This is a genomic window from Spirosoma soli, from assembly GCF_042684525.1.
Lineage (GTDB): Bacteria > Bacteroidota > Bacteroidia > Cytophagales > Spirosomataceae > Spirosoma > Spirosoma soli.
This window is the reverse complement of sequence record NZ_JBHULN010000031.1, coordinates 1-23593: the sequence shown is the minus strand read 5'-3', so window position 1 is coordinate 23593 and position 23593 is coordinate 1. Positions and strand designations below refer to the sequence as shown.

At 53.8% G+C, this 23593-nt stretch carries 16 protein-coding genes and 3 pseudogenes; 11 read left to right on the top strand and 8 right to left on the bottom strand.

Features of this window, described 5'->3' with window-relative positions; translation table 11 throughout:
• The first annotated feature begins 406 nt into the window (after nt 1-406).
• A complete protein-coding gene (locus ACFSUS_RS28370) occupies nt 407-4531 on the top strand; it encodes a hybrid sensor histidine kinase/response regulator transcription factor (RefSeq protein WP_381528451.1) in 4125 nt (1374 codons plus the stop codon).
• Between the two features lie 232 nt (nt 4532-4763).
• Nucleotides 4764-5852, top strand: coding sequence for a putative Ig domain-containing protein (locus tag ACFSUS_RS28365; protein ID WP_381528448.1), 1089 nt, complete (start codon nt 4764-4766; stop codon nt 5850-5852).
• Between the two features lie 492 nt (nt 5853-6344).
• Here the strand turns inward: ACFSUS_RS28365 and ACFSUS_RS28360 are convergent, their stop codons facing one another.
• Genes ACFSUS_RS28360 through ACFSUS_RS28350 form a run of 3 tightly spaced genes read right to left on the bottom strand, consistent with a single transcriptional unit; the run spans nt 6345 to nt 10434 of the window.
• Entirely contained in the window at nt 6345-7868 is a 1524-nt protein-coding gene (locus tag ACFSUS_RS28360) for a hypothetical protein (RefSeq protein ID WP_381528446.1), read from the bottom strand.
• 4 nt (nt 7869-7872) lie between these two features.
• The gene (locus tag ACFSUS_RS28355; RefSeq protein ID WP_381528443.1) at nt 7873-9336 is read right to left on the bottom strand and encodes a sugar ABC transporter ATP-binding protein; all 1464 of its coding nucleotides are present in this window, start codon (nt 9334-9336) and stop codon (nt 7873-7875) included.
• 57 nt (nt 9337-9393) lie between these two features.
• Entirely contained in the window at nt 9394-10434 is a 1041-nt protein-coding gene (locus ACFSUS_RS28350; RefSeq protein WP_381528440.1) for a Gfo/Idh/MocA family protein, read from the bottom strand.
• 129 nt (nt 10435-10563) lie between these two features.
• Here ACFSUS_RS28350 and ACFSUS_RS28345 point away from each other — a divergent pair, with 129 nt between their 5' ends.
• The 8 genes from ACFSUS_RS28345 to ACFSUS_RS28310 all read left to right on the top strand — a co-directional run bounded on the left by ACFSUS_RS28345 (nt 10564) and on the right by ACFSUS_RS28310 (nt 19585).
• A complete protein-coding gene (locus ACFSUS_RS28345) occupies nt 10564-11574 on the top strand; it encodes a GntR family transcriptional regulator (protein ID WP_381528437.1) in 1011 nt (336 codons plus the stop codon).
• Between the two features lie 2 nt (nt 11575-11576).
• A complete protein-coding gene (locus ACFSUS_RS28340) occupies nt 11577-12398 on the top strand; it encodes a sugar phosphate isomerase/epimerase family protein (RefSeq protein ID WP_381528435.1) in 822 nt (273 codons plus the stop codon).
• Between the two features lie 12 nt (nt 12399-12410).
• Nucleotides 12411-13244, top strand: coding sequence for a phosphogluconate dehydrogenase C-terminal domain-containing protein (locus ACFSUS_RS28335; RefSeq protein ID WP_381528433.1), 834 nt, complete (start codon nt 12411-12413; stop codon nt 13242-13244).
• A 168-nt stretch (nt 13245-13412) separates the two neighbouring features.
• Entirely contained in the window at nt 13413-14807 is a 1395-nt protein-coding gene (locus ACFSUS_RS28330; protein WP_381528430.1) for a glycoside hydrolase family 140 protein, read from the top strand.
• The gene (locus ACFSUS_RS28325; RefSeq protein WP_381528427.1) at nt 14804-15835 is read left to right on the top strand and encodes a TolB family protein; all 1032 of its coding nucleotides are present in this window, start codon (nt 14804-14806) and stop codon (nt 15833-15835) included. The genes ACFSUS_RS28330 and ACFSUS_RS28325 overlap by 4 nt, the downstream gene beginning before the upstream one ends.
• A 2-nt stretch (nt 15836-15837) precedes the next feature.
• A complete protein-coding gene (locus ACFSUS_RS28320; protein ID WP_381528425.1) occupies nt 15838-16776 on the top strand; it encodes an ABC transporter permease in 939 nt (312 codons plus the stop codon).
• 26 nt (nt 16777-16802) lie between these two features.
• Complete coding sequence (locus ACFSUS_RS28315; RefSeq protein WP_381528422.1) at nt 16803-17810, top strand: substrate-binding domain-containing protein; 1008 nt, start codon at nt 16803-16805, stop codon at nt 17808-17810.
• Between the two features lie 50 nt (nt 17811-17860).
• Nucleotides 17861-19585, top strand: a complete 1725-nt coding sequence (locus ACFSUS_RS28310; protein WP_381528419.1) for an apiosidase-like domain-containing protein — start codon at nt 17861-17863, stop codon at nt 19583-19585.
• A 130-nt stretch (nt 19586-19715) separates the two neighbouring features.
• Here ACFSUS_RS28310 and ACFSUS_RS28305 read toward each other — a convergent pair.
• The 5 genes and pseudogenes from ACFSUS_RS28305 to ACFSUS_RS28285 all read right to left on the bottom strand — a co-directional run.
• Nucleotides 19716-20195, bottom strand: a pseudogene (locus tag ACFSUS_RS28305) (N-acetyltransferase family protein); the annotation flags it as partial.
• 24 nt (nt 20196-20219) lie between these two features.
• Nucleotides 20220-20624 (bottom strand): annotated as a pseudogene (locus ACFSUS_RS28300) (arsenate reductase ArsC); the annotation flags it as partial.
• A gap of 34 nt (nt 20625-20658) precedes the next feature.
• The gene (locus tag ACFSUS_RS28295; protein ID WP_381528415.1) at nt 20659-21228 is read right to left on the bottom strand and encodes a DUF6428 family protein; all 570 of its coding nucleotides are present in this window, start codon (nt 21226-21228) and stop codon (nt 20659-20661) included.
• Nucleotides 21229-21271: 43 nt separating this feature from the next.
• Entirely contained in the window at nt 21272-21598 is a 327-nt protein-coding gene (locus ACFSUS_RS28290) for an ArsR/SmtB family transcription factor (protein WP_381528411.1), read from the bottom strand.
• 269 nt (nt 21599-21867) lie between these two features.
• Nucleotides 21868-22965, bottom strand: coding sequence for an L-dopachrome tautomerase-related protein (locus ACFSUS_RS28285; protein WP_381528408.1), 1098 nt, complete (start codon nt 22963-22965; stop codon nt 21868-21870).
• Between the two features lie 160 nt (nt 22966-23125).
• Between ACFSUS_RS28285 and ACFSUS_RS28280 the strand changes: the two are divergent.
• Nucleotides 23126-23467, top strand: a pseudogene (locus ACFSUS_RS28280) (peptide-methionine (S)-S-oxide reductase); the annotation flags it as partial.
• Nucleotides 23468-23593 lie beyond the last annotated feature (126 nt).

Below are 23593 nucleotides of genomic sequence, written 5' to 3'. Positions count from 1 at the left end.
AATTGCAATCACTTTTTCAGACATAGCCAGAGCAGGTTATCGTTGTTTTCGCAGCTCAAAGGTACGCCTGCTCTGAGCTATGTCTTTTTTGTGATCGTATCAACTGCCTTTCATGCAACTTAGATTAATTAGCGGATAACCCGATGAACTAAAAAAATGAGCCGACGTGAACTGAGAAAAAAGCGGCATGAATTGTCAGTAACACTTACTGGATTGAGAAACTGACAGGACTTGGTGTACTAACGCGTCAGTTGACTAAAAATGCCGATTCTTCGTCCTGGCTACTGTGCTAACTAAGTCGCTTATTTCTAATGATGCAACGGCAAAACGGCTTAAAATTCAGGCTCGGTTCGGTAGCCAATCCAAACAATTGATAACTACGTATTTTGGCTATGACTCCTCTACCATGCACCGGATCTTGCTACTTCTCTTATGGCCCTGTTACGCACTGGCTCAAACAACCCCTCCAACGGCCAAAGGCTGGCGTGAACTGACCATCGCGGATGGACTTTCGCAGGGAATGATTTATGACCTCAAGCAGGATAAGCACGGGTACATCTGGATTGCCACCAAAGACGGGCTTAACCGCTACGACGGCTATAATTTTACCGTATTTACCCGCCAGTCGGGCAATCCCTACAGTCTTTCCGACAATGGCTGTTCTGCCTTGTGCATCGACCGGAAAAACCGGCTTTGGGTGGGTACGCTCAATCAGGGCCTGAACCTCTATGACGACCGAACCGGGCGATTTTATCACTTACCCATCGCCGACGAGTCGGCACCCAATGCCGGTAACTATGAGGTAGGGTTTATTATCGAAGACCCCGGCGGTAACTTATGGCTCGGAACCAATACGAACAAACTATTTCGGATTAGTCTGCCGCCCGACTTAAGCGAGAAACTGACCGATCCGAAGGCGCTGGTTCGTCACGCCCGCATCACGACGGTCCTGTTGAGCGAAACCGGACAAAGGGAAGGGAACCCGCCCAAGTGGGCCTCTTTTCTCAACGATGGTTCGGCCCTGGTAAACACCCTGCTTGGTACGTACACCTTTAGCTGGCGGCAACCCGGCCGGGTTACCAAACGCTCGCCGTTCCGGAACGTACCGGTAAATTTACAGCATGCCGATGAGCGTGGGGAATACCTATTCGGCTTGATGAAAGGCCAGTTGGTGGCGCGACATAGCAACCAGGAAAAAATTATTCCGATTCTACCCCATACCGACGAGAATATTGACAACCGGGTCAGAATGGTGGCTCCTGATACCATTGCTATCGTCAACTCCGCTTTTTTGTGGGTGATGTCAACGGCCGAGCTGTTCAGGCAGGACAGCCTCACGTCGCGAAACGCCCTGGCCTCCTTACCAGCCGGTACCGGGCTGTTTATCAGTTTGCTTAAAGACCGAACGGGATTAATCTGGCTGGGTACCAATGGGTATGGGCTACGGTATTACAATCCGACAAACCGGCTTTTTCAGTCATATTTACCGGGTGCTTCAGTGTATGGGCTGATGGTAGATCGACAGGGTCGTACGTACGCCCGCATTGGCTATCCGTATCAACAGCTTAACCGGGCCACGGGTCAAACCAAACAATTTATTCCGGATAAGCCCCCGGTCAGGTACCGGCACGGGAATCTGGTGCAGGATAAGCTGGGTAACTTCTGGGCAACTATTTCAGAAGCAGTCACCAATGAGCAGCACCTGGTTGCCTTTTCGGCAGATTGGCAGGAGATAAAGCGATACCCGTTTCCACCGGGGACAGCTTTCGGCTACGAGGGTACCCACCTGCTTCTGGGCAACAAAGGAGAACTCTGGATTGGTGGCACCAATGGGAAACTTCTTCGGTTCGACCCGCAGCGCGAGACCTTCCGGGTGATTAGTTATCGGTCCGTACTGCCGCGCAGCGGAGCCCCCGTTGAGACCTACGCCTTACACCGGTATAAGCAGGGAATCTTCTGGATCGGTACCCAGAAGGGGCTTATCCGTTTTGAACAGCCCGAAACGAAACCCAGAATCACCTACTACCAGAACGTAGCGACGGACCCCAGTAGTCTGAGCGATAATTTTGTGTCGAGCGTAGTCGACGACCCCTATGAGCCACAAAACTACCTCTGGGTCGCGACGAAAGGCGGTGGCCTCAACCGGCTGGACAAACGAAGCGGTCGTTTCATCCCGTTTACCGAAGAGCAGGGCCTGCCCAATAAAGTGGTGTATGGCATTCTGATCGATGAGTTCAAAAATTTGTGGCTCAGCACCAACCGGGGGTTGTCGTGCTTCCATCCCCGCAAACTGACGTTCCGCAACTACACCCAGGCCGATGGTTTGCAGGACGACGAGTTCAACACAAATTCGTTCCATAAGGCACCTTCCGGCGAGCTGCTCTTTGGTGGGGTGAACGGACTGACGATTTTCCGGGCCGCCGGACTAATCCGGCAGTATGGACAAAAACCCGTGGCCCGAATCATTGACGTGAAGGTCAACAACCGGGCTGTCGAAGCCGGTAGCCCAAACGGTTTTTTAGAACAAACGCTGCCCTACACCAACGCGCTTGAACTGGCGCATGACCAGAATCTGCTGACGGTGGAGTTTGGCGTGATGAACTTTGCGCATCCGGCGCAAAACCGGTACCGCTACCGACTGATTGGCGCGGACGATGACTGGATTGAGGCCGGTACGAACCGATTTGCTACGTACACCCACCTCGGTGATGGACAGTACACGCTACAAATGATGGGGTCTACCAACGGCGAGGTCTGGAGCGATCCGGTCGAGCTGGCCATCCACATCCGTCCGCCCTTTTACCGCACCTGGTGGGCGTATCTGGTTTACCTGCTCGTGCTCGCCGTAGTGGTCTGGCAAGCATATCGCATCCAGCTACAACGAGCCATTTTGCAGCAAAAAGTAGCTTTCGAACAGGCGCAGTCGCAGCGGCTGGCCGAACTAGACGCGCTGAAAACGCAGTTTTTTGCCAACATCTCCCACGAGTTTCGGACTCCCCTTACGCTCATTCTGGGGCCGATTCAGCAGGCCGTCGAAGAATACGCGCATGACGACCGCTTTCCGATTATCGAACGCAATGCCCAGCGGCTGCTCAACCTGATTAACCAACTGCTCGACCTGAGTAAGCTCGAAGCCGGACAACTCCGGCCCGATCCGCAGCCCGGCAACCTGTCGGCCTTTCTGCAACTGCTGGCCAGCTCGTTCCGGTCGCTGGCCGAAAGTCGCCGGATTCAGTTTACGTTTGCGCAGAACCGACCCGACCAGTGGGCCAGTTTTGACCGAGATAAGCTCGAAAAAATTGTCACGAACCTGCTGGCCAACGCCTTTAAGTTTACGCCCACCGGTGGTCAGGTCAGTCTGCGGATCGACTACCCCCAACCGGGTTCATCTCCAACCCTGATGCTGACCATTGCCGATACCGGTATTGGCATTCCCCCCGATAAAAAGAGTCGCATTTTTGAACGATTCTATCAAGTTGACGCGAAAACCGATCGGACGTACGAAGGCACCGGCATTGGCCTGGCCCTAGTGAACGAACTGGTACGGGTACTCGGCGGCTCTGTTACCCTGAGCAGCACCGAGGGCGTTGGTACTACGTTTCGGGTGGTGCTCCCGTTCGTTTCCGTCACCCCCTCGGTGGAGGAAAGTCCACCGCCCGCGCCCATCGTCCCGGCTTATTTGCCGGAGTCGACACCCATACCCGCCGTCGCCGAGGTCACGCAGGAGAACATTCTGCTCGTGATCGACGACAATGCCGACATCCGGGCGTATGTGCGGTCGGTGTTCGAGGGCGAGTATCAAGTTCTGGAAGCGGAAGACGGCCAGCAGGGATTGACCGTAGCGACGGAAACCCTGCCTAACTTAGTCATCTGCGACCTGATGATGCCCCGGCTCGATGGGTTCGGTTTTTGCCAGGCCCTGAAAAGTCAGGAAGCGACCAGCCACATTCCGGTGGTGATGCTCACGGCCCGCGCCACTGTCGAAGACCGCATCGAGGGCTTCGGGCTGGGGGCCGATGATTACCTGACCAAACCTTTCAACCGGACCGAGCTACAGGCGCGGGTGCGCAACCTGATCCGGCAGCGGCAACTCCTCTACGAATGGTTCTCGACCCGGCAGCCGACGGCCCCCATGCCATCGACATCGGTGGTGATGCCGGAGCCGCTGACCGTCGAGCATCAATTTCTCGACCGGCTGCGGACCATTACACGAACCCACCTCGATGACCCAAACTTTGGGGTAGAAACCCTGTCGGAGGCCGTCAATCTAAGCCGTTCGCAGCTTCACCGCAAGGTCAAAGCCCTCACCAGCACAACGGTCGTTCAGTTGATTCGGGATGTGCGTCTGGAGCGAGCCGCCGAGTTGCTGCGGGCGGGTAACGAAAGCGTTACGCAGGTAGCGTTCTCGGTGGGCTTCGAGAACTTATCGTACTTTGCCCGCGTGTTCGAGGAGCAGTATGGGGTGCTGCCCAGCCAGTACGGAACCCAACCCACCGATGGGAAAACTCCCCGTCAGTCGAAAGCCGGATAGCTGCGCTACGTTCGGTCAGTTATTTTGTTGTTTCAAAAGCCCCCTGGTGGGGCTTTTTTTATGGATGCAACAAATGAGATAGCCCGGCCGGGGGAGGTTAACGGAACTTTACGGCCAGTTAGTCCAAACGTAAAATTTTTGATTGGCATGAAAACGATTCTCCTCCTGACTGGCTGTTTAACGGCCCTTTATTCAATGTCCACCGCCCAGGTACTGAACGCGGTACGACCCTATGCGAACCAGACCGCAAGCGTTACTCGCCCGACAACCGAGCCGACGGCGTCGACCCCATCGGGCAACGGTACAGAGCTTTACCAGCCTGGATGCTCCCAGCCTGATCCCCTCGGTTACCACCTCGAACCAGCCCATCAGTGTTACCGCCACTGGCTGCACCGTCAACTGGACTCTGCTGGGCGGGACCGGACAAGCCAATGGCGTCTTGTACACCCTCACCGAGCCGGGTAACTACACCTTGTCGGCCAGCTGTACCGTTGGGGGTTGTACTAGCCTCCCGTCGGCGGGGTTGAGTTTACAAATTCTCTCCGGTGGCTTTGCCATAACAGGGGTGAACATGGTTAACTGCCAGCTCTTCGATGAAGCCAAGCAAGGCTATCAAGTCCGGTTTACTCCTCAATACAGTGGAGCAACGACTAGCCCGATTAGTTTCTCGGTAGTAAAAGAGCTTCTACCTACCACTGATGTAGCGCCTTACTCCTTAAAACTTTATACCGATAATCCCACCATCACCTTGGTGGCCACTCAGAGCGGGGCTGGCGAAGCCCGCTTTGTCTACAACTGGTGGGCTTCCTGTCAGACGGGTAGCACCCTCAACCGGCCTCCTACCAGCTCGGGTATTGCAAACCAGCCCCTGCTACAAGGGCAGCCTTACCAGCTCAATCTGGCCAGCTACTTCTCAGACCCCGATGGGCAGGCGCTCACCTTCTCGGCTACGGGCTTACCCGCTGGCCTAAGCCTGAGTAACTCGCTGATCAGCGGCTCGCCCTCTACCACAGGTGTCTCGACGGTGAGCAGCACCGCCCTGGACCCCGGCGGACTGTCGGCTACCGCCAGCTTTGAACTTACAGTGAACCCTGTGCCCACAACGCCCTCGGGTTTTACCATTGTGGGTGTCTCAACTGTCGAGTGCGAAACGGTCAGCGCCGGTCTACAAAGGCTCACTTTTACGCCCCAATACGCCGGGTTAGATGGCTCTCCGGTGAGCTTTTCAGTGGTCAACGAGAAACTACCCACCACTGAATCAGGACCTTATAGCTTAAATCTATACACCGACAACCCTCGCATTATTCTTTCGGCGCGTTAGGGCTCAGTAACAGCCAACTTTGGCTACAACTGGCTGGCCGCCTGCAACAGCTCCGCCCGGCTGGCTTCTACAGAAGCCAAACCCGGTTTGCAGGTACAGGTATTGGGCAACCGAGTAGAGGGTCCTTCAGCGGAAATCGAGATTCGGGGGGTAGTAGGCCAATCGGTATAGCTTGAACTTATCGATGGGCAAGGACGAGCTTATCACCATCATTCGCTGATTCAGGCGGGGTTAGTGAACCGGGTGAGTTTGCCACTTGGAGAACGGTATGGTATTGTGCTAGTCCGTGTCTCTGCTCGTTCCCAACAGCTTACGGTGAAACTGCTACGGAAATAATCTTCACCCAACAGCTTGTGCAAGACCCGGTTCACTAAATGAACCGGGTCTTGCACAAGCTGTTGGGTATTTACAGCACGTTGAATTGGTGAGCTTGAGCCTTTTCTACCGAGCCAGAATATAGCCTCAGTTTATTGCCCACAACAGGGATACCTATTAACTAAACGCCCAATAAACCGGCAGTACAACGCTTCCATCCACCAGGCCACGTGGTCCGTGTGTCTCGTAATATGTTACCGAAGTAACACCCGCCTGCGTCAGGGCCTGTAAACTCTGGCGGGTCCAGTCGGCACCGAACTCGGTCGTTTGGCGAGGATCAGCCGGGGGAGACAGGCGCTCACTAGCAGAACGGGCAACGGTCGTATAGCGAGGCAGCAACGTGATGGGTGAGATATGCACTGGCTTGCCCCCGGTCAGGTACTTTGCCGTTCGAACGGTAGGCGGTTGTCCATCAATGTTTTCCAGCAGGGTCAGGTCGTCGAAAGCATGCATCTGCGGATTCACCGAATACGTCACAAAATCAATCAGGTTGTAATCAAACGGGTTGCGGTTGAAATCGGCGAAAAAACCATCCGTTCCGCTTCCGAGTAACGCCTTTGGCCAGATCGTTCGTACTACAGGCACAACCTGACGCAATAATTGATCAGAAGTGGTCAGGTTGCTGGCATCAAACAGGAGTACTGAACCGACCATCCCGGCACTGTGCTCAATAAATGTTGAAACCTTCGTCAGCTCATGTACAGGGTCGTTACCGAAGAACAACGCTAGTTCGAGTGACACACCCAGTGCTTTGGCGTCGGCCAGCGCGTTTGTCAAACCGGTTTGCCAGTCAGCAGTCGTCAGTAATACGTCGGACCGTAGGTGAGACAGATTTAACTTACGCAGGAGAACGGCTTCCGCATCACTGAGGAGTTGCCAGTCAGCCCGCTGGCTGAGGCCAATCCGGGGCTGGGTAGTCTCTATTCCGCTGATCGGCGGCTCCGGTTGTTGGGCAATTGGAGACGAATTGACCTTCTCATTTGCCGGGAAAGCGGACTCGAGGCTAAAAAGCACCCGCTGCTGCACTGTTTCCTGTGGCTGCATTGTTACAGGAAACGGCAAACGTAGTGGGGTGGAATACGTCTTGAAAGAGGCATCGGTCCAGTTTCGCTGGTCTTCCATTTCAAACACATCGCCCGTAAAATCAAGACGCAGGCCAGGGCCGGAAGTCGGTTGCCAGCGCAGAGTCTGTATGTCGAAGAACGGTTGATGGGGACTAATGTAATCAGGGAATCGCTCCTCGGTTTGCTGTCCATCCGGACTCACGGTCTGGCAGGGTTGGCCGGTGACGCCATCAATCGGGTGCAGCACACAGAGGCCCACCCGATTCTTTAAAAAGCTGTTCAGCGCTTTGCCCGCGAAATCGAACGTAATAGCTCCGTCTGATTCGCCCGTTATGGTCACCTGACCTGTCATTTGAATGCCTAAATCATCAGTATGCCACTGGTAAGAAATTCGGAAAGAGTCAGCCGTCTGGTCGATTAGTTCGTCGGTGATGGCCAATCGGGCCGTTTGCCAGTACTGATCGCGAATGGCAAAATAAATCATCCGGACAACTTCTACTCCGTCCAGACGCAGGTAGCGCAGAAAACCATGCTCGTAGCGAACCTGCACCGGTCCCGCCTGAAGGTGATGGGCCATAAAATTAAGTGGTGGCTAAATTCATAATCTGTTCTTCGGTGGCTTGCGAACGATCAAGTGCACCCGACAATTGCCCTTCCCGAATCACCAGAATTCGGTCCGCCAACAAAAGTAATTCCGGAAGTTCGCTCGAAATGAGTAGAATGCCTTTTCCTTGCCTGGCTAACTGACGAAGTAACTCATAGATCTCTGCCTTCGCGCCAACATCGATGCCGTGCGTCGGTTCATCGACCAGTAATACGTCTGGGTCGGTCAGGAGCCAGCGGGCCAGGAGTGCCTTTTGCTGGTTGCCCCCGCTTAGGTTTTGAACCCGCTCCTGCACCGATGCCGTCCGAATACCCAGCGTTTGCCGATAGTGTTCGGCAACAGAAGCGACACGCCCAACGCTAAACCACGGCCCGTTAGCGGGTGGCTTCACGGCTACGATGTTTTGCGCTACCGACTGCTCTAAAAACAATCCCTGGGTTTTGCGGTCTTCGGGTACGTACCCGATGCCCAGTTCTACAGCATCAGCCGGGTGCCTGATGTCAACCTGCCGACCTTTTAACGTAACCAGGCCAGCGGTTCGGGCGTCAATGCCAAAAATAGCCCTGGCAATTTCGGTCCGCCCTGCACCAACCAGACCGGCCAGCCCCAGAATTTCGCCCCGGTGGAGCTGAAAACTGACATCCCGGAAACGCTCGCCTGACAACCCATCCACGGTTAACAGTACTTCATCGGTAACCTGCGATTCGACATCAACGTTTGCCAGATCACGACCGACCATCAGGCGGATTAACTGATCTGGTGTCAGTCTATCAATTGGTAATGTAGTCTGGTGCCGTCCGTCTTTCAACACCGATACCCGGTCGGCCAGGGTGAAGATTTCGGTTAGTCGGTGCGAAATATAAATAATCGCTTTCCCCTGCGCCCGCAGTTGCCTGACCAGCTTAAACAAGGTCTGCGTTTCGCGCTCGGTGAGCGAAGCCGTTGGTTCGTCGAGCAAAAGAATATCGGGGTTTTGCGACAACGCTTTTGCAATCTCAACTAGTTGTTTCTGACCCGGCGACAGGGTAGCTACGGCGGCTTCTGGCCGTAAATCGGGCAGGTTCAACTGGGTCAGCAAGGCTTGCGTATCGGCGAATAATGTGCGGTAGCGGATCAGGCCAAAGCGATTGCGCGGCTGGCGATTGGCAAAAATATTCTCCGCCACCGACAGGTTATCCACCAGACTTAGCTGCTGATATACGATGGCAATGCCCAGCCTGGTGGCCTGGGCCGGACCGTCGATCCGAACCTCATGGTTGTTGATCAGCATCTGGCCCGAATCCGGTTGAATGTTGCCCGTCAGAATGTTGAGGAGTGTACTTTTACCCGCCCCGTTCTCCCCACAGAGCGCGTGAATTTCTGCCGGATTGATACCGAACGATACGTCGTCAAGGGCTTTTACGCCGGGGAAGGTTTTGGTGATATGGCGAAGTTCGAGCATACTGACATTGTGAGTAAAACCATCTATACGACTAACCTCTTCAGAATGTGACTACTATCAGAGCGTAATGACCTGATTGGTACGGGCTGATTCATAAGCTGCATACACCAGCCGAATGGTTTCAAAATTGTCGCCCCCCGTTGTTTCGGCCCCACCCAACCCCTGCAAATCGGTGAGTAGATTCCGGTTACAATCCACGATGGATGCATGAACCAGGGCGTAGTCCGGGTCAGCCCAGTCGTAAATCGGCGGCCGAGCAATTTGTGACTGGGTATCGACTGACCTATCCGGCCGGCGAACGGTGGTCCGGATCTCGAAGTCCCGCCTTAAAACAACGGACCCGGCCGAACCTTCAACGGTCACGAGCGTCTGGGGAAAGACCTCGTGCTCCAGGATGGATGCGTACGACATGGCCACATTGCACACCAACCCACTGTGCATCCGCATGAGCACATTCGCTACGTCTTCCCCCTGAATGTGTGGATTCACCCGCGTCGTCTGGCAGTAGAGCGAGCTGGCCTCCCCGAACAGAAAGCGGCAGATATCCAGTATGTGTGAGCCAATGTCCGTCAGAATAAACTGGTCTAACTGAGCCAGGAAAGGCTGATTATCAAATACCGGAAAGGCCGAACAAAACGATACGTTTGCTTTAAAGGGCTCGCCAATGGCGCCCGAGTCAAGCACCGCCTTGAGCTGACGGATAGGGGCCTGCCAGCGGAAATTTTCGTGGATATAAAAGCGAACACCCCACTGCCTACAAGTTTCAACCATTTGCCGGGCGGCATCCAGGTTGGGGGCCATTGGCTTCTGACAGATTACATCCAGCTGTCGTTCAGCTACTTTAGTCGTAAAATACAAGTGGGTGTCTACATCAGTAATGATGTCTACAAAATCTAATTCGTCGGCATGGCGGTCTAGCAACTCATCAACATTTTCATACACATGCTGTACATCAAAGCGCTGGGCGAAGTCGTCGGCGCGGGCGCGGGTCCGATTACAAAGCGCAACTAACTCGACAGATTCTAACTCAAACCAGGCTGGTAACTGATACGTTGCCCAAAAACCGGTTCCGATTACGGCAAACTTCAATTTTTTCATTAAAATATTTGATTATTTAAAATCCACCGTATATTCGCACTCGCTCTACTGTACTCTACTGTACTGTGTATACGTCGCAAATTTATAAATTTTCTTTACTTTTCTATAACTTTTCAAAAAAGAGATTAAATGCAGGATACGATTATCGACCCGGCTACTGATCAACCTAAATACCAGCAGATTATAGATGCTGTGTTGACGGGTATTGAGCAGGGTACGCTGGTGCTTGGCCAGCAGCTTCCGTCTATTAATGAACTGGCCGGGCAGCACGGCGTCGCTAAAGTAACGGTGACGAAGGCATATGAAGTTCTGCGGGAACGGGGGGTCGTATTAGCACGCCATGGAAAAGGATTTTACGTAGCAACCACCGACGTTCGGACACCGCTGAACGTGCTGGTGCTGTTCGATACGCTGAACGCCTACAAAGAAACGCTCTACGATGCGCTGAAAGCCGCTTTACCCTCCGACGCGGCCCTGAACGTATTTTTTCATCACTACAACCGGTCGCTGTTTGAGAGCATGATCCGTAATAACATCGGGCGCTACAATGCCTACGTAGTGATGCCGCACTTTAACGAAGATGTATCTGACATTGTGGGATTGATTCCGGCCGATAAGCTTTTGCTGCTAGACCAGACGATACCGACGCTGCCGGGCGATTTCACCGCGGTTTATCAGGACTTTGAACAGGACATATATAACGCCCTAACGGCAGCAACGGATCGGCTACGGCGTTATCGTAAACTGACGATGATTTTGTCGAAAGACCATTTTCAGTACATACCAACTACCATGCTGAGGGGGTTTCACCGGTTTTGTCGGAATAGCGGATTGACCTGCGCCATAGAGGATAATTACCGGGACAGATTGGTGCAGGCTGAGGAAGCCTTTCTGATCTTCGCTGAGCGCGACCTCATTGCTTTCATCAAGCAGGTGAATAAGACCGGCTGGACGTTGGGGCAGGATGTTGGACTGATTGCCTACGACGACACACCGGTGAAAGAGATTCTGGCGGGGGGCATCACTGTTATCTCGACCGATTTTGCGCAGATGGGGCAGATGGCTGGCCAATTGCTGACGAGCCGAATCCGGGCAAAAATGGCAAACCCGGGCGGGTTGATTATGCGCCAATCGCTGTAAGGATGCAACTGGGGATTAGCACGTACACCTATGGCTGGGCGGTTGGTGTTCCCGGCGATCGACCCGAACAGCCGCTCGATGAGCATGCATTATTCGACAGAGCAAACGCGTTTACGCTGCGAGTAGTCCAGTTTGGCGATAACTGGCCATTGCACGCCCTACCCGCCAATCGCTTAGAAGCGCTGAAGCAACGGGCTGATAGAGAAGATATTGTATTGGAAGTTGGTGCGCGAGGATTAACGGATGCCCGGTTACAGCAGTACATCGCTCTTGCTGATACGCTAAAGAGCAAACTGCTGCGCTTCGTGATCGACGAGCCGAATTATGAACCGTTGATCGAGGACGTAATAAGTCTGGTAAGAAATGCCGTACCCGCTTTGGAGAAAGCAGGTATCACCCTGGGTCTGGAAAATCACGACCGGTTGCTGGCCCGCGAATTCGCCCACATTGTGGAGCAGGTGGGCAGTAATAACATAGGCATCTGCCTTGACTCGGTCAATTCGATGGGCGCGGGTGAAGGGCTGGCGGAAGTAGTCAGAACGCTGGCTCCCTACACGGTGAACCTGCACCTGAAAGATTTTGGTATCCGGCGATTGCCGCACCAGATGGGCTTTCAGATTGACGGACGGCCCGCCGGGCAGGGTTTGTTGAACGTGCCGTGGTTAGTGGAACAGATCATTCCATACGAGCGGTGCCGTACGGCCATTCTGGAGCAATGGGTCGTCCCTGAACCTAACCAGGTCGCCACCATCGCCAAAGAAGTGGCCTGGGCTGATGAGAGTATGGCCTATTTGCAGCAAACAGGTTTGTTTAAAAATGAATAACGAAGACAGATAATGACTAAAATCGCTTTAGTGGGTGCGGGAGGAAAAATGGGGTGCCGCCTGACAGATAATTTTCTGACCCATCCTGAATACGATGTTTCTTACCTGGAAGTCGCACCGGCTGGTATTGACAAACTTCGGGAGCGGGGCGTCTCCGTCAGCGAGCAGGGCCCGGCCGTGGCGGAAGCCGACGTAGTGATTCTAGCCTTACCCGACGTGGCTATTGGCCACTTGTCTGCAACAATTATTCCGCAGATGAAAGCCGGAGCACTCGTGCTGACCCTCGATCCGGCGGCTCCGCTCGATGGCGTCGTGGCTCACCGCGACGACCTGGGCTACGTGATTGCTCATCCCTGCCACCCCTCGGTGTTCAATTGGGAGCCAACCGAACAGGCATTTCGGGATTTTTACGGAGGCATTTCGGCTAAACAGTCGATTGTGGTGGCGCTCATGCACGGTTCGGAGGAGCATTATACACTCGGAGAAACCGTATCCCAGGCGATGTATGGCCCCATTCACCATACGCACCGCATTACGCTGGAGCAGATGGCAATCCTCGAACCCGCCATGGTCGAGACCCTCGCCCAAACCTGTATGGAAGTGGTCAAAGAAGGTTTCGACAAAATCGTGACTTTGGGTGTGCCCGAAGCGGCCGCCCGCGATTTTGTGCTCGGTCACCTGCGTATCCAGATCGCCGTTCTCTTTAAGGAAGTAAACGGAACGTTTTCTGACGCGGCCTACAAAATCAGTAAGCGGGCCAAACCGATTCTGTTCCGCGACGGCTGGCAGCGCATTTTTGACATGGACGACATACGAGAGCAGGTGAAAGACATTACGGCGCGGTAAGCGACTCGCCGTAGTCTGAGACTACGGCGCAGTGTTGCCCGGTCTTCGACCGGCAATGGACAACGGTTTTACTCCGGTCGGAGACCGGATAACACTATGCCATAGTCTCAGACTATGGCAAACAGAGTGCGGAAGGCTCAACCTATGCCGAACAGGGAAACCCTACTCATGAAAAAAAATACCCTTTTAATTAGTTTTCTGCTTGTGTTAAGCTCTGTCTTCACCCAGGCGCAGACACCCTTTGCCCACGGACCGCTGAAAGTAGCCGACAACAAGCGCTATCTGGTGCACCAGGACGGGACGCCCTTTTTCTGGCTGGGCGATACAGCCTGGGAATTATTTCACCGGCTCAACCGCGAAGAAGCAGATAAATACCTCAAACGCCGGGCCGAGCAGGGCTTTACCGTGATTCAGGCTGTGGCGCTCGCGGAATTCGACGGATTAAAAGAACCCAACCCATACAACGAAACCCCCTTGCTCAACGACGACCCAACCAAGCCTAATGAAGCGTATTTCAAACACGTCGATTACATCGTCGATAAGGCCGCTGAATACGGTCTTGTCATCGGCTTTCTACCGACCTGGGGCGATAAAGTCTTTAAGGACCGCTGGGGAAAAGGACCGGAAATTTTCAATTCAGCTAATGCCCGTGCCTACGGCCGCTACCTCGGTAATCGTTATAAAACCCGCTCTAATATTGTTTGGATTCTGGGGGGTGACCGCAACCCCCGCGATAATTCCCAGGATGTCGCCGTTTGGCGGGCGATGGCCGAAGGGGTTCAGGAAGGCGTTGGCGGACCTGATAAAGCCTTGATGTCGTTTCATCCACAGCCCAATGGCACCAACGGGGGTGCATCGCAGTGGTTTCAGCAGGATAGCTGGTTCGATTTCAATATGCATCAGAATGGTCATTGCCGCTTCACGCCCGTGTACGACAACATTTCGGTGGCTTATAACAAACAGCCTACCAAACCGACGATGGACGCTGAGCCCATCTACGAAGATCACCCCGTTTGTTTCAATGCGAAAGACCTGGGTACCTCCAATGCCTTCGATGTTCGCCAATACGCTTACCTTGATCTCTTCGCCGGTGCGTTCGGGCATACCTACGGCTGTCATGATATCTGGCAGATGTACAGCGCCAACCGCCCGGCCGTCAACGGGCCGCACCTCTATTGGCCCGAAGCCCTGGAGCTGCCAGCCGCCAACCAGATGCAGTTCGTAAAACGGTTACTAACGTCGCGACCGATACTCGACCGGGTGCCCGATCAGTCGTTGATCGTTGAAAACAACCTGAACCCGGCCGACCGGATTCAGGCCACGCGCGGTCGGGATTATGCCTTTGTGTACACGTCGTCTGGGCGTCCGTTCACGGTCAATCCGGGTAAGATTTCGGGGCAATCCATCACGGCAACCTGGTTCGACCCACGAACGGGCAAAACGAAATCGGCTGGCACATTCCCGAATCAGCAACCGCAGTCGTTCACCCCACCCGACAGCGGTTACGGCCACGACTGGGTTTTACTGCTGGATGACTCAGCCAAAAAATACACGCTGCCATGAATCGACCAAACCGAACGCCGACAGAACGAAACTGGCTTTGGGTTAAAGCCTTCGGCAGATACCTCACTGGTGTGGCGCTTCTGCTGCCGTTAGCCGCCCTGGCCCAGTCTACGCGAATCAACCCGGAAACCCGGTTGCTCACCACCAGCATCCGGACCGGTGATACGGATATTTTCTGGATAAATCCGGTAACGGGCGACGCCTTCAACATCACCAAAGCCCCCGCTTCCGAAGAACGCTACCCGGTCTGGTCGCCCGATGGCCAACAGGTTGTCTTTACGTCGAATCGGGGCCGTACCACAACGGATAACAATCCCTTAGGCGGAGCCTTTAATCTGTACATCGCCAATGCCGACGGTACCAACGTCCGTCAGCTTACCAAACAGGCCGCCCCAGCAGTGTACTATTTTCCAAGCTGGACCGCCGATGGAAAGCAGATCTGGTTCAGCCTGGCCGACGACACCCAAAAGAAGTCAGTCATTGGCTATGTCTCCCCCGACGGCCGTGATTACAAAGAAATCGCCGATGGTCGCGACGGAACCATCTCGCCCGATGGCAAAACGGTTGCGTTTACGAAGCAGGTGGGTAAGGGTTACTGTCTGTTTGCGATGGATGCCGACGGACGTAATGTGCGGCAGCTCAGCCAGCATGAAGACGAGATTGGAGCGGTGGCTCCCGCCTGGTCGTTCGACGGAAAGCAGATTGTTTACAGCGATCAGGTGGGGGAAGCCCTGGAACTGTTCGTACACAACGTTGCTTCCCGCCAGAATCGGCAGGTGACGAAGCTGGGCAAAATCAGCTCATCGGCAGCCTGGTCGCCGGATGGTAAATTCATCACCTTTCGGGTGACCGAAGATGCGTACTGGCGCAACATAGCCGCCCGCGATAAGGCCTACCAGGACAAGCGACCCGATAAACGACCGGTCTGGGTGGTAGGTGCCAATGGCTCCGACCCGCACGTCATTGAAGTATTACGGTATCACTGTGCAATTGATGGAAGCCGGGCTGCGTGGTGGCCGGGTAAATAACGATGCGACAATTTCTGCAGGAACGAACCTATTCGCTGACGCTGACCATCCTGCTGGTGGGGGTCGGTGCGGCTGTGGCGTTTCCGCAAACGTTTCCGACGTTCGGCAACTGGAGTCAACTCCTCCTGAATCTCTCGATTGATACCATTGTAGCAGTGGGCATGATGCTCCTGCTGATTGCGGGGGTCTTCGATCTGTCGGTGGGGTCGGTGGTTGCTTTTTCGGGAGGGTTGGCGGCCTATGGCATGATCCATTTTGGCTGGCCCGTGGCGGTCGCCATCGGCATTACGTTGCTGGCGGCTGGTATCATTGGGGCAGCAAATGGTTATCTGATTGCTTACGAGGGCGTCAACCCCATGATTCAGACGCTGGCCATGATGGGCATTGTGCGGGGTGGGGCGTTGCTGGTGAGCGGATCGGGCATCCAGAACTTGCCCTACTGGTTCAACGCCATTAGTCAATCGAGGCTACTGGGGGTGCAGATGCCGGTCTGGTATATGCTGATGACGATTGGCATTTTTGCCTTTCTGATGCAAAAGACCGTATTTTTCAGGCGCTACTACTACATCGGCGGCAACGAACGGGCCGCCGATTTGTCGGGCATTCGTGTTCGGCAAATGAAGTTATACGGATTTGTCCTGACCTCGCTACTGGCGGGTGTTGCCGGACTACTGCTCACCTCGCGGCTGGGAACGGCGCTCCCCACGGCGGGTCGAGGGCTGGAACTGCGGGTCATCACAGCGGTGATTCTGGGCGGAGCCAGTTTGTCGGGTGGTCATGGAAAAATAGTAGGTGCCCTGCTGGGTGCCGTGTTCATGGGCCTTGTCAGTAATGTAATGGTGCTGGCCCGCGTTTCGGGGTACTGGCAGGAAATCATTCTCGGGTTAATTTTGATTGTCGCCGTCTGGACGGACCTGATTCTGCAAAAACGGGTTCGCTAACGTTTGATACTGTATACGCTTGGCTTATGAAAACATGCTTCGTTCTGCCACTGGCCCTGCTCCTATCCTGCGAACTACCACCTCGCCAGACCTCAACCTCGGGCGTGCGGCAGGTTGCCGATGCGGCTGTATCCGGTGCACCAGAAGAATACGTCATGATTACGACGGCCGTAACGATGCCCATGTACGTGAACCACGATCAGGCAACGTTCAGGCGGTGGGGTAAGGAGCGGAACGTTCGGGTATCAATACTGGGCCCAGCCGACTGGGACGTTCCCGCCCAGATCAACACCATTGAAGAAGTAATCGGCACCCGGCCGTCGGGTCTGCTCATCAACGGTACCGACCCGGCCATTGGTCCGGTCATCGACAAAGCCGTGGCGGCCGGCATTCCAACGGTGGTGTATGATTCTGATATTCCAAACTCCAGGCGAGATGCTTTTTTAGGAACCGACTGGTACGAAATCGGGCGGATGCAGGGCGAAGAGATGGCGCGATTACTGGGCGGTAAGGGCAAAATTGCCTACATGGGAATCCTGGGCCTGACCAACATGGAAACTGGCTTTCGGGGCTTGCGGGATGTGTTGAAACGATACCCCGGCATTGACGTCGTCGGTAAATTCGACGACAAAGCCAATGTAGAAGAAGCGGCCCGGATTACGGCCGATCTGCTGTCGGCGCACCCTGATCTGGCGGGCCTGTGCGGGTTCGATTCCAACTCAGGGCCGGGTATGGCGCTGGCGGTAAAAGAAGCCCGGCGGGCAGGACAAGTTAAGATTACGACTGTAGACTGGGAGCCGGAACACCTGCAACTGGTGCGGGAAGGCGTCATTCAAATGCTGGCGGGTCAAAAACGAGAGTTGTTTACCTGGTATGGCGCTCAGTTTCTCTACGACCGCGTTCACCAGACCAACCGCCTGTCGGCCAGCGATGCGCAGGCAGGTATCACCAACATTCCAACAGCGGTAAACACCGGCCTGCTGCGAATTACCAAGGCCAACGTAAACGAATTTATTAACCGACCTACACAGTAAAACAGAGCTTCTTTATACAGCCTATCAGCGGGGCATTTACTTTTTGCTCGATGACACGTACCAAACTTTTGCAGGTCGACTCCATTGATCATTACCTATTCAGATTCACGGTGAAGACTGTTACGCTGGTTATAGCCTGGGCGAGCGTAACAGCTTCCGCCCAATCCATCCGCTTCCAATTACCCACTGCTCCTATCAGCCAATTCGATGTCTGGGAAAGCTCCGTAACCAGTAAAAAATCGCTAACCGACAATCCGTTTGTGGGAGCCAGTCTGCACGCCATTTTTGTGGTAGGTACTGACACGATTCCGGTAGAAGGATTTTGCGACAGTCCGGATGGACGCTTGTTTCGGCTCCGGTTTATGCCCCTTAGAGCAGGCCAATACAGCTATGTGCTTAGCTTCTCGGTGGCAAAGGGTAAGCCGCAACTAACCCGTGGCCAGTTTACGGTCGCGGCCAGTACCAGACCAGGGCCGTTGCGAGTCGATAGCCAACATCCCTGGCATTTCGTGCGCGAAGGAAGCGGTGAACATTTTTTCTGGAACAGCACGACAACGTATTGGCTGATGGGCTGGAAAGATGAACGCATTATCCAACAAGCGCTGGACCGACTCGCCAGGCTGCGCATCAACCGGATTCGGGTGGCCATCAACGCCCGGCAGGACGACGGCAAACGCTGGGCCGAACCGCTCGTGAAAGCATCTGAACAGTTTACGTTCAAGCTCAATCCCTGGGTGGCCCGGCAGCCCGACGACTTAGACAATCCTGGCTTCGACGTAACCCGGTTTAACGTAGCGCACTGGCAAAAACTGGATCGGCTGGTTCAATATGCCCGCCAGAAGGGCATTATTGTTTCGCTCATCTTTTACGTTGATGGGTTAGAGCACGGCTGCGATCCCTTCAAAAAAGCAACTATGGGCAATGCTGATGAGCAGCGTTACTACCGCTATGCGGCCGCCCGCTACTCGGCTTACGACAACATCATGTGGGACATTGCCAATGAGTATCATTTGTTCCGTAACGAAGCCTGGGTCGAGAAAATGGGGACGTTGTTGAAACAAGCCGACCCAGCCAAACATCTGATTTCTGTGCACGGCAAGGCTGACTTTCCCTTCCGGAAATCGCCCTGGGTAGATGTGGTGTTGTATCAGTCGTGGGATGAATGTGGCGGCTATCAGTTTATGACCGATTGTCGCCAAAAGCAGATGGAAGCGGGACGTATTATGCCTCAGGTGAACGAAGAATATGGCTACGAAGATCATTATCCTGTGTGGGGCTGCGGCCCAACCGCAACCAAAGTTCCTAATGGACGATCGGCGGATAATCGTCGGCGGCTGGCCTGGGAAATTTACATGGCCGGAGGCTACCAGTCGACGGGCGAGCGGGCTAATGAAGGCACCGGCGCGGGACACGATACGGGCGGGGGCTGGATCAACGGGCGGGGCGACTCTACCATGACCATGCTAACCGGTTACGGCTATATTATGGACAGCTTTCAGCAGGTAACGTACTGGCAGATGGAACCGCACAATGAGCTGACCAACTACGGCAATTTGTGCCTGGCCGAACCGGGTCAGCAATACCTGGTGTATAGTCGCCTGACCGACTGCCGGGTAGCTCTTCCCCGCACCAGCGGCACGTATTCCGTGCTGATGCTGAATCCTCGCACGGGTGAGCAGCACCCCCTACCCGACTGCGACGCATCGGCCAATGGTGCCTGGCAATACCCAAAGAGTTTAGTCGATGATTGGGTGTTTATCCTGAAGAAAAAGTAATCAATTCTGCTGCGGGCACTGGCAAGCGTAATGCTGACAAGCAGTCCTGCCGATTGAGCTACGAGTACAATTGGCCAACCTTCCGCTCCCACTTTTAGCACCTACCGCTCACCAATTATCATCGCTAAAATCAGTCATGACCTACGGTTTGGCTGCGCCGTTCGAGCAACAGCACATCGCGCCAAACGCCATGCTGTTTGCCTAATTTTTCGCGGACTCCAACAAGGCGAAATCCGCATTGTTCGTGAATGCGCACGCTCGCCTGATTTTCGGGAAAGATTTGCGCCTGCAAGGTCCAGTAGCCCAGTTGCTCACTGGCGCGAATAAGTTGATCTAGAAGCCGTTTGCCAATGCCCTGGCCACGCGTCCCGACCGCTACGTACACGCTCACTTCAGCAACGCCGGCATAAACGCATCGCCCCGAAACAGCCGTCAGCATTGCCCATCCAACTACTTCCCCGTTTCGCTCGGCCACGAATTGGGGCTCGCCTAAGTACTTGGTCGCCATCTCCTCAGCAGGAGGAGCCTGAGTCTCAAACGTAGCCTGACCGGTGTCAATGCCTTGTTGGTAAATAGCTTGCGCCTGAGGCCAGTCCGTTGTGATAAGGGGGCGAATGAGTAGCGTCATATCAGGTACGTTATCCTGAATAAATTGTCGGCTGTAGGCTTTGATCTGATCTCGAACCAAGCGAAACTGCGCCAGGCGTTCTTGAGCTGGAGCCTTGGAGGGATCGGAAAAGCTATGGTGTATTTTCTGAGCCGTAGACGGGAAATACGGGCATTGTTCAAGGGCGTTATCACACACTGTAATGACGTAGTCCAGGGGCAGTTCGGTGTACTCGTCAGCATGATTGGAGGTGTGATGCGCAATATCCACGCCGTCCTCGGCCATGACCTGAATGGCCAGGGGATTGACGCCGTGGGGAGCGACACCGGCGCTATACACCTGGGCTCGTTCCCCGGCAAAATATTGCAAATAGCCCTGAGCGATCTGGGAACGGGCTGAGTTACCCGTGCAAAGTACTAATATGGTTTTCATTGGCATTTTAAAACAGCGTAGTGAAATGGCTAACTTAACAACAGCCAGAACCGGTCGCACAGGAAGCCGCGTTGGTGGTAGTGAGATCGGCTAGCACCACCTTTGGTTTGGTCGGTTGTGAGGCTTCAGCCGCCGGAGTAGTTCCACAGCTTTGACCACGGGTAAGGGCTTTGCACTGGGTGTAATCGGGCGTCAGACTCACGGTGAAGGTGTCCCCCTCGGCGATTAGCTCGCCAGGATACATCTGGCGGGTATCAAATTGGGAGTTGCCAAACTCAATTTTTACGGTGCCCAGCGGATTAAGCGGTAACGACTTCTCGACCAGGTTGATAATGGACAAAGCCTTGCTTACTTTCATAGAGCGTTCGGCTTCATGAACAGGCGGTTCCCAAAGTTGCACGACGATTTCCGTCCAGGTGTTCATCTGACCACCGCAATCAACCGATACGATTGGGGCTTGTTTGATTTCGGTGATGTGAAAAGACGGATGCACAAATTCACCTTCGGCGTATTGAAACTGTAAGAAATGGTCGGGGTTCCCAACCAGCGTGTTTTTGAATGTCTGCCAGGTCATTGGCGCGTATGGGTGAATCTGGTTTTTCATTATTCCATTGTAATATTACGATTGAAAACATAAAAAAAGTGCGCTAACAGCAGGATGCGGGCGTAAATGATTGCAGTAAGACGCCAAACGCCTGTTGGGCTTCGTGCCAAACCGGTGGATTGATACAATAACATACGCGCGGTGGATTAATTTCACCTTGTATGATACCGATGCGCTTGAGTTCCTTCAAATGCTGAGATATCGTAGCCTGGGCCAGATCAAGCTCATCGACCAGATCCCCACAAACGCAGGCTTTCTTGGCGATTAAAAGCTGCAGGATAGCCACCCTGGCCGGATGAGCAAACGCTTTGGCTAGCTCAGCCATACGATTTTGTTCTTGAGTAAATACTTCCGTTTTCGTCAGGCCCATAGGTAAAAATTAAAACATAAATTTCTAATCGCAATATTACGATAAATAAAATTAATCAACTGGCTACTCTAAATCATTCTCGGAGGACCCACTTAATTAAGCGGGTTTTTCTGTTTCGAGTGCATAAAGCACAATTGCGTAATTACAGCAGACTGATGACGACTGGCCCGGCGAAATCCAAAAAATAGCAAAAACAACCAGCCCTGATCAGTCGCTAATTCAATACATTAGCTCCCGCCCAGGGCTGTATTCGTAGGGAAAACGTTCTGCTACTGGGGTACAGTAAACTTAAAGATCCGGTAAGGCTCTGTCCGCTCCAGACGCGGTATGTGCAGCTGAGACGTTGTCACGTACAAAGCCCCGTCTGGTCCATAGGCAAAACTATCGGGCCATTTCAACTGAGCGTCCTGCACCACCCGTTGCAGGTCTCCGCCGGGTGTTAACCGCTCAACAGCGTTCTGCTGAACGTAAGTCAGATACAGGTTTCCATTAGGATCGAACAGCAAACCGTCGGTTGGGTCGGTTTCTTTCACCGTTTCGACACTTTGGTTCAACTGGCTCGGGGTCAAGCTCTCGTTTTGTAAGGCAGCGGTAGCAATGCGGTAGAGCGTCCGGCCGGTAGTCGCGTGGAAATAAAGGTAATCCCGTTGGGGCGTTAGCGCGATGCCATCGGCATCTACTGACGGCACTTTACCGGCCTGATTACGCCAAACTCGCCCTTCGACCTGAATTACCACCCCTTCTGATTTAGTAGCCGGGCTCTGATTCAGTACGCGCCGGGCTTTACCCGTTGCCAGGTTCACCACAATGATGGCCCCCTGGTTTGAGTCGGTGATGTAGGCGTAGTTTTTCTGAGTATCAATGCGCACATCATTCAGGTAGCTACCGGGGTACACAATCGTTTCATTGGAGAGATCGACCCGTTGCAGAATTTGGCCGGTGGCCGGGTTGAACTTCATTAACTTTGGGCCATTTCGAACAATACCCCGCATTTGAGGAGATGCGGCATCGAGCACCCACAGATTATTCTGATCGTCGATATAAACACTCTGCACACAAATGAAGTGGTCCTGGGGAGCCAGCCTTGGGTTCCAGTTGTTCCAGTCGGCATTAGGGAAAGGCGTGGCGACATCCCCAGTAACGAACGCTACCGAATACGGAATGGTATCTGTCTCCATCCGGGGAAAGTTGGCAAAGATCCGCCCGTCTCTGGCCACGGCCACCCCCGTCCACTGCACTCGCGAGCTGGCTACGGGTGTCAGGCTAACGCCGGGAATGGCGGTGTTCTCCTCTGTATCATTTTTACAGCCTGCCACCATGAACCAGCTAAACAGCAAGGTAAGCCCTGCCCAGTACGTTGTTTTCATACGCGTTGAGTTAACAAATAGCTACTATTTCTATAGACTTTACTCTGTACTTTGAATTAGGTTACCGTACTTGATGAAGTGAACCAAATTCCGATTGAATGGACTTAGCTGGAATCCCTGGTTGTTTTTAGATGTTATCAGGTTGTTGACCTACCAGACGATGTTTCGAAACCGCTTTCTTATTATTGGCCTACTTGCCCTCAGCAATCCTCTATTGCTAAACTGCAACCAATCGCCCAGGACCTCAACGACTACGGAGAAAGACGTACGTCCGGCTCAGTTGCCTGCCCTTCAACCGGGTGAAGCAGTGGCGACCTTCGCCGGAGGCTGTTTTTGGTGTCTGGAGGAAGAATTACAATCGTTGAAAGGGGTTCGGGAGGTAATATCGGGCTATTCGGGTGGTGATCTCGAAAACCCAACCTATGAGCAGGTCGGTACCGATCAAACAGGCCACGCGGAAGCCGTGCAGGTCTATTATGATCCTAAAGTCATTTCGTATGACGGTAGTCCTCAAGAAGTAATGATGTCAGGTAAGAAGCCGCAACCAAGGGGGTAATTTTGAGTCGCCAAACTTGAATTACCCGTCATGTTTTACCAACACAACTGCCCTGGTTGCGGCTCTTCAAAC

Bases quoted from the DNA above. Each gene is read 5' to 3' on its own strand.
- ACFSUS_RS28350 (WP_381528440.1), bottom strand. From the start codon at position 10,434: ATGAAAAAATTGAAGTTTGCCGTAATCGGAACCGGTTTTTGGGCAACG.
- ACFSUS_RS28345 (WP_381528437.1), top strand. From the start codon at position 10,564: ATGCAGGATACGATTATCGACCCGGCTACTGATCAACCTAAATACCAG.
- ACFSUS_RS28315 (WP_381528422.1), top strand. From the start codon at position 16,803: ATGAAAACATGCTTCGTTCTGCCACTGGCCCTGCTCCTATCCTGCGAA.
- ACFSUS_RS28310 (WP_381528419.1), top strand. From the start codon at position 17,861: ATGACACGTACCAAACTTTTGCAGGTCGACTCCATTGATCATTACCTA.
- ACFSUS_RS28365 (WP_381528448.1), top strand. From the start codon at position 4,764: ATGCGAACCAGACCGCAAGCGTTACTCGCCCGACAACCGAGCCGACGG.
- ACFSUS_RS28370 (WP_381528451.1), top strand. From the start codon at position 407: ATGCACCGGATCTTGCTACTTCTCTTATGGCCCTGTTACGCACTGGCT.
- ACFSUS_RS28360 (WP_381528446.1), bottom strand. From the start codon at position 7,868: ATGGCCCATCACCTTCAGGCGGGACCGGTGCAGGTTCGCTACGAGCAT.
- ACFSUS_RS28355 (WP_381528443.1), bottom strand. From the start codon at position 9,336: ATGCTCGAACTTCGCCATATCACCAAAACCTTCCCCGGCGTAAAAGCC.
- ACFSUS_RS28325 (WP_381528427.1), top strand. From the start codon at position 14,804: ATGAATCGACCAAACCGAACGCCGACAGAACGAAACTGGCTTTGGGTT.
- ACFSUS_RS28340 (WP_381528435.1), top strand. From the start codon at position 11,577: ATGCAACTGGGGATTAGCACGTACACCTATGGCTGGGCGGTTGGTGTT.
- ACFSUS_RS28330 (WP_381528430.1), top strand. From the start codon at position 13,413: ATGAAAAAAAATACCCTTTTAATTAGTTTTCTGCTTGTGTTAAGCTCT.
- ACFSUS_RS28335 (WP_381528433.1), top strand. From the start codon at position 12,411: ATGACTAAAATCGCTTTAGTGGGTGCGGGAGGAAAAATGGGGTGCCGC.
- ACFSUS_RS28285 (WP_381528408.1), bottom strand. From the start codon at position 22,965: ATGAAAACAACGTACTGGGCAGGGCTTACCTTGCTGTTTAGCTGGTTC.
- ACFSUS_RS28320 (WP_381528425.1), top strand. From the start codon at position 15,838: ATGCGACAATTTCTGCAGGAACGAACCTATTCGCTGACGCTGACCATC.
- ACFSUS_RS28295 (WP_381528415.1), bottom strand. From the start codon at position 21,228: ATGAAAAACCAGATTCACCCATACGCGCCAATGACCTGGCAGACATTC.
- ACFSUS_RS28290 (WP_381528411.1), bottom strand. From the start codon at position 21,598: ATGGGCCTGACGAAAACGGAAGTATTTACTCAAGAACAAAATCGTATG.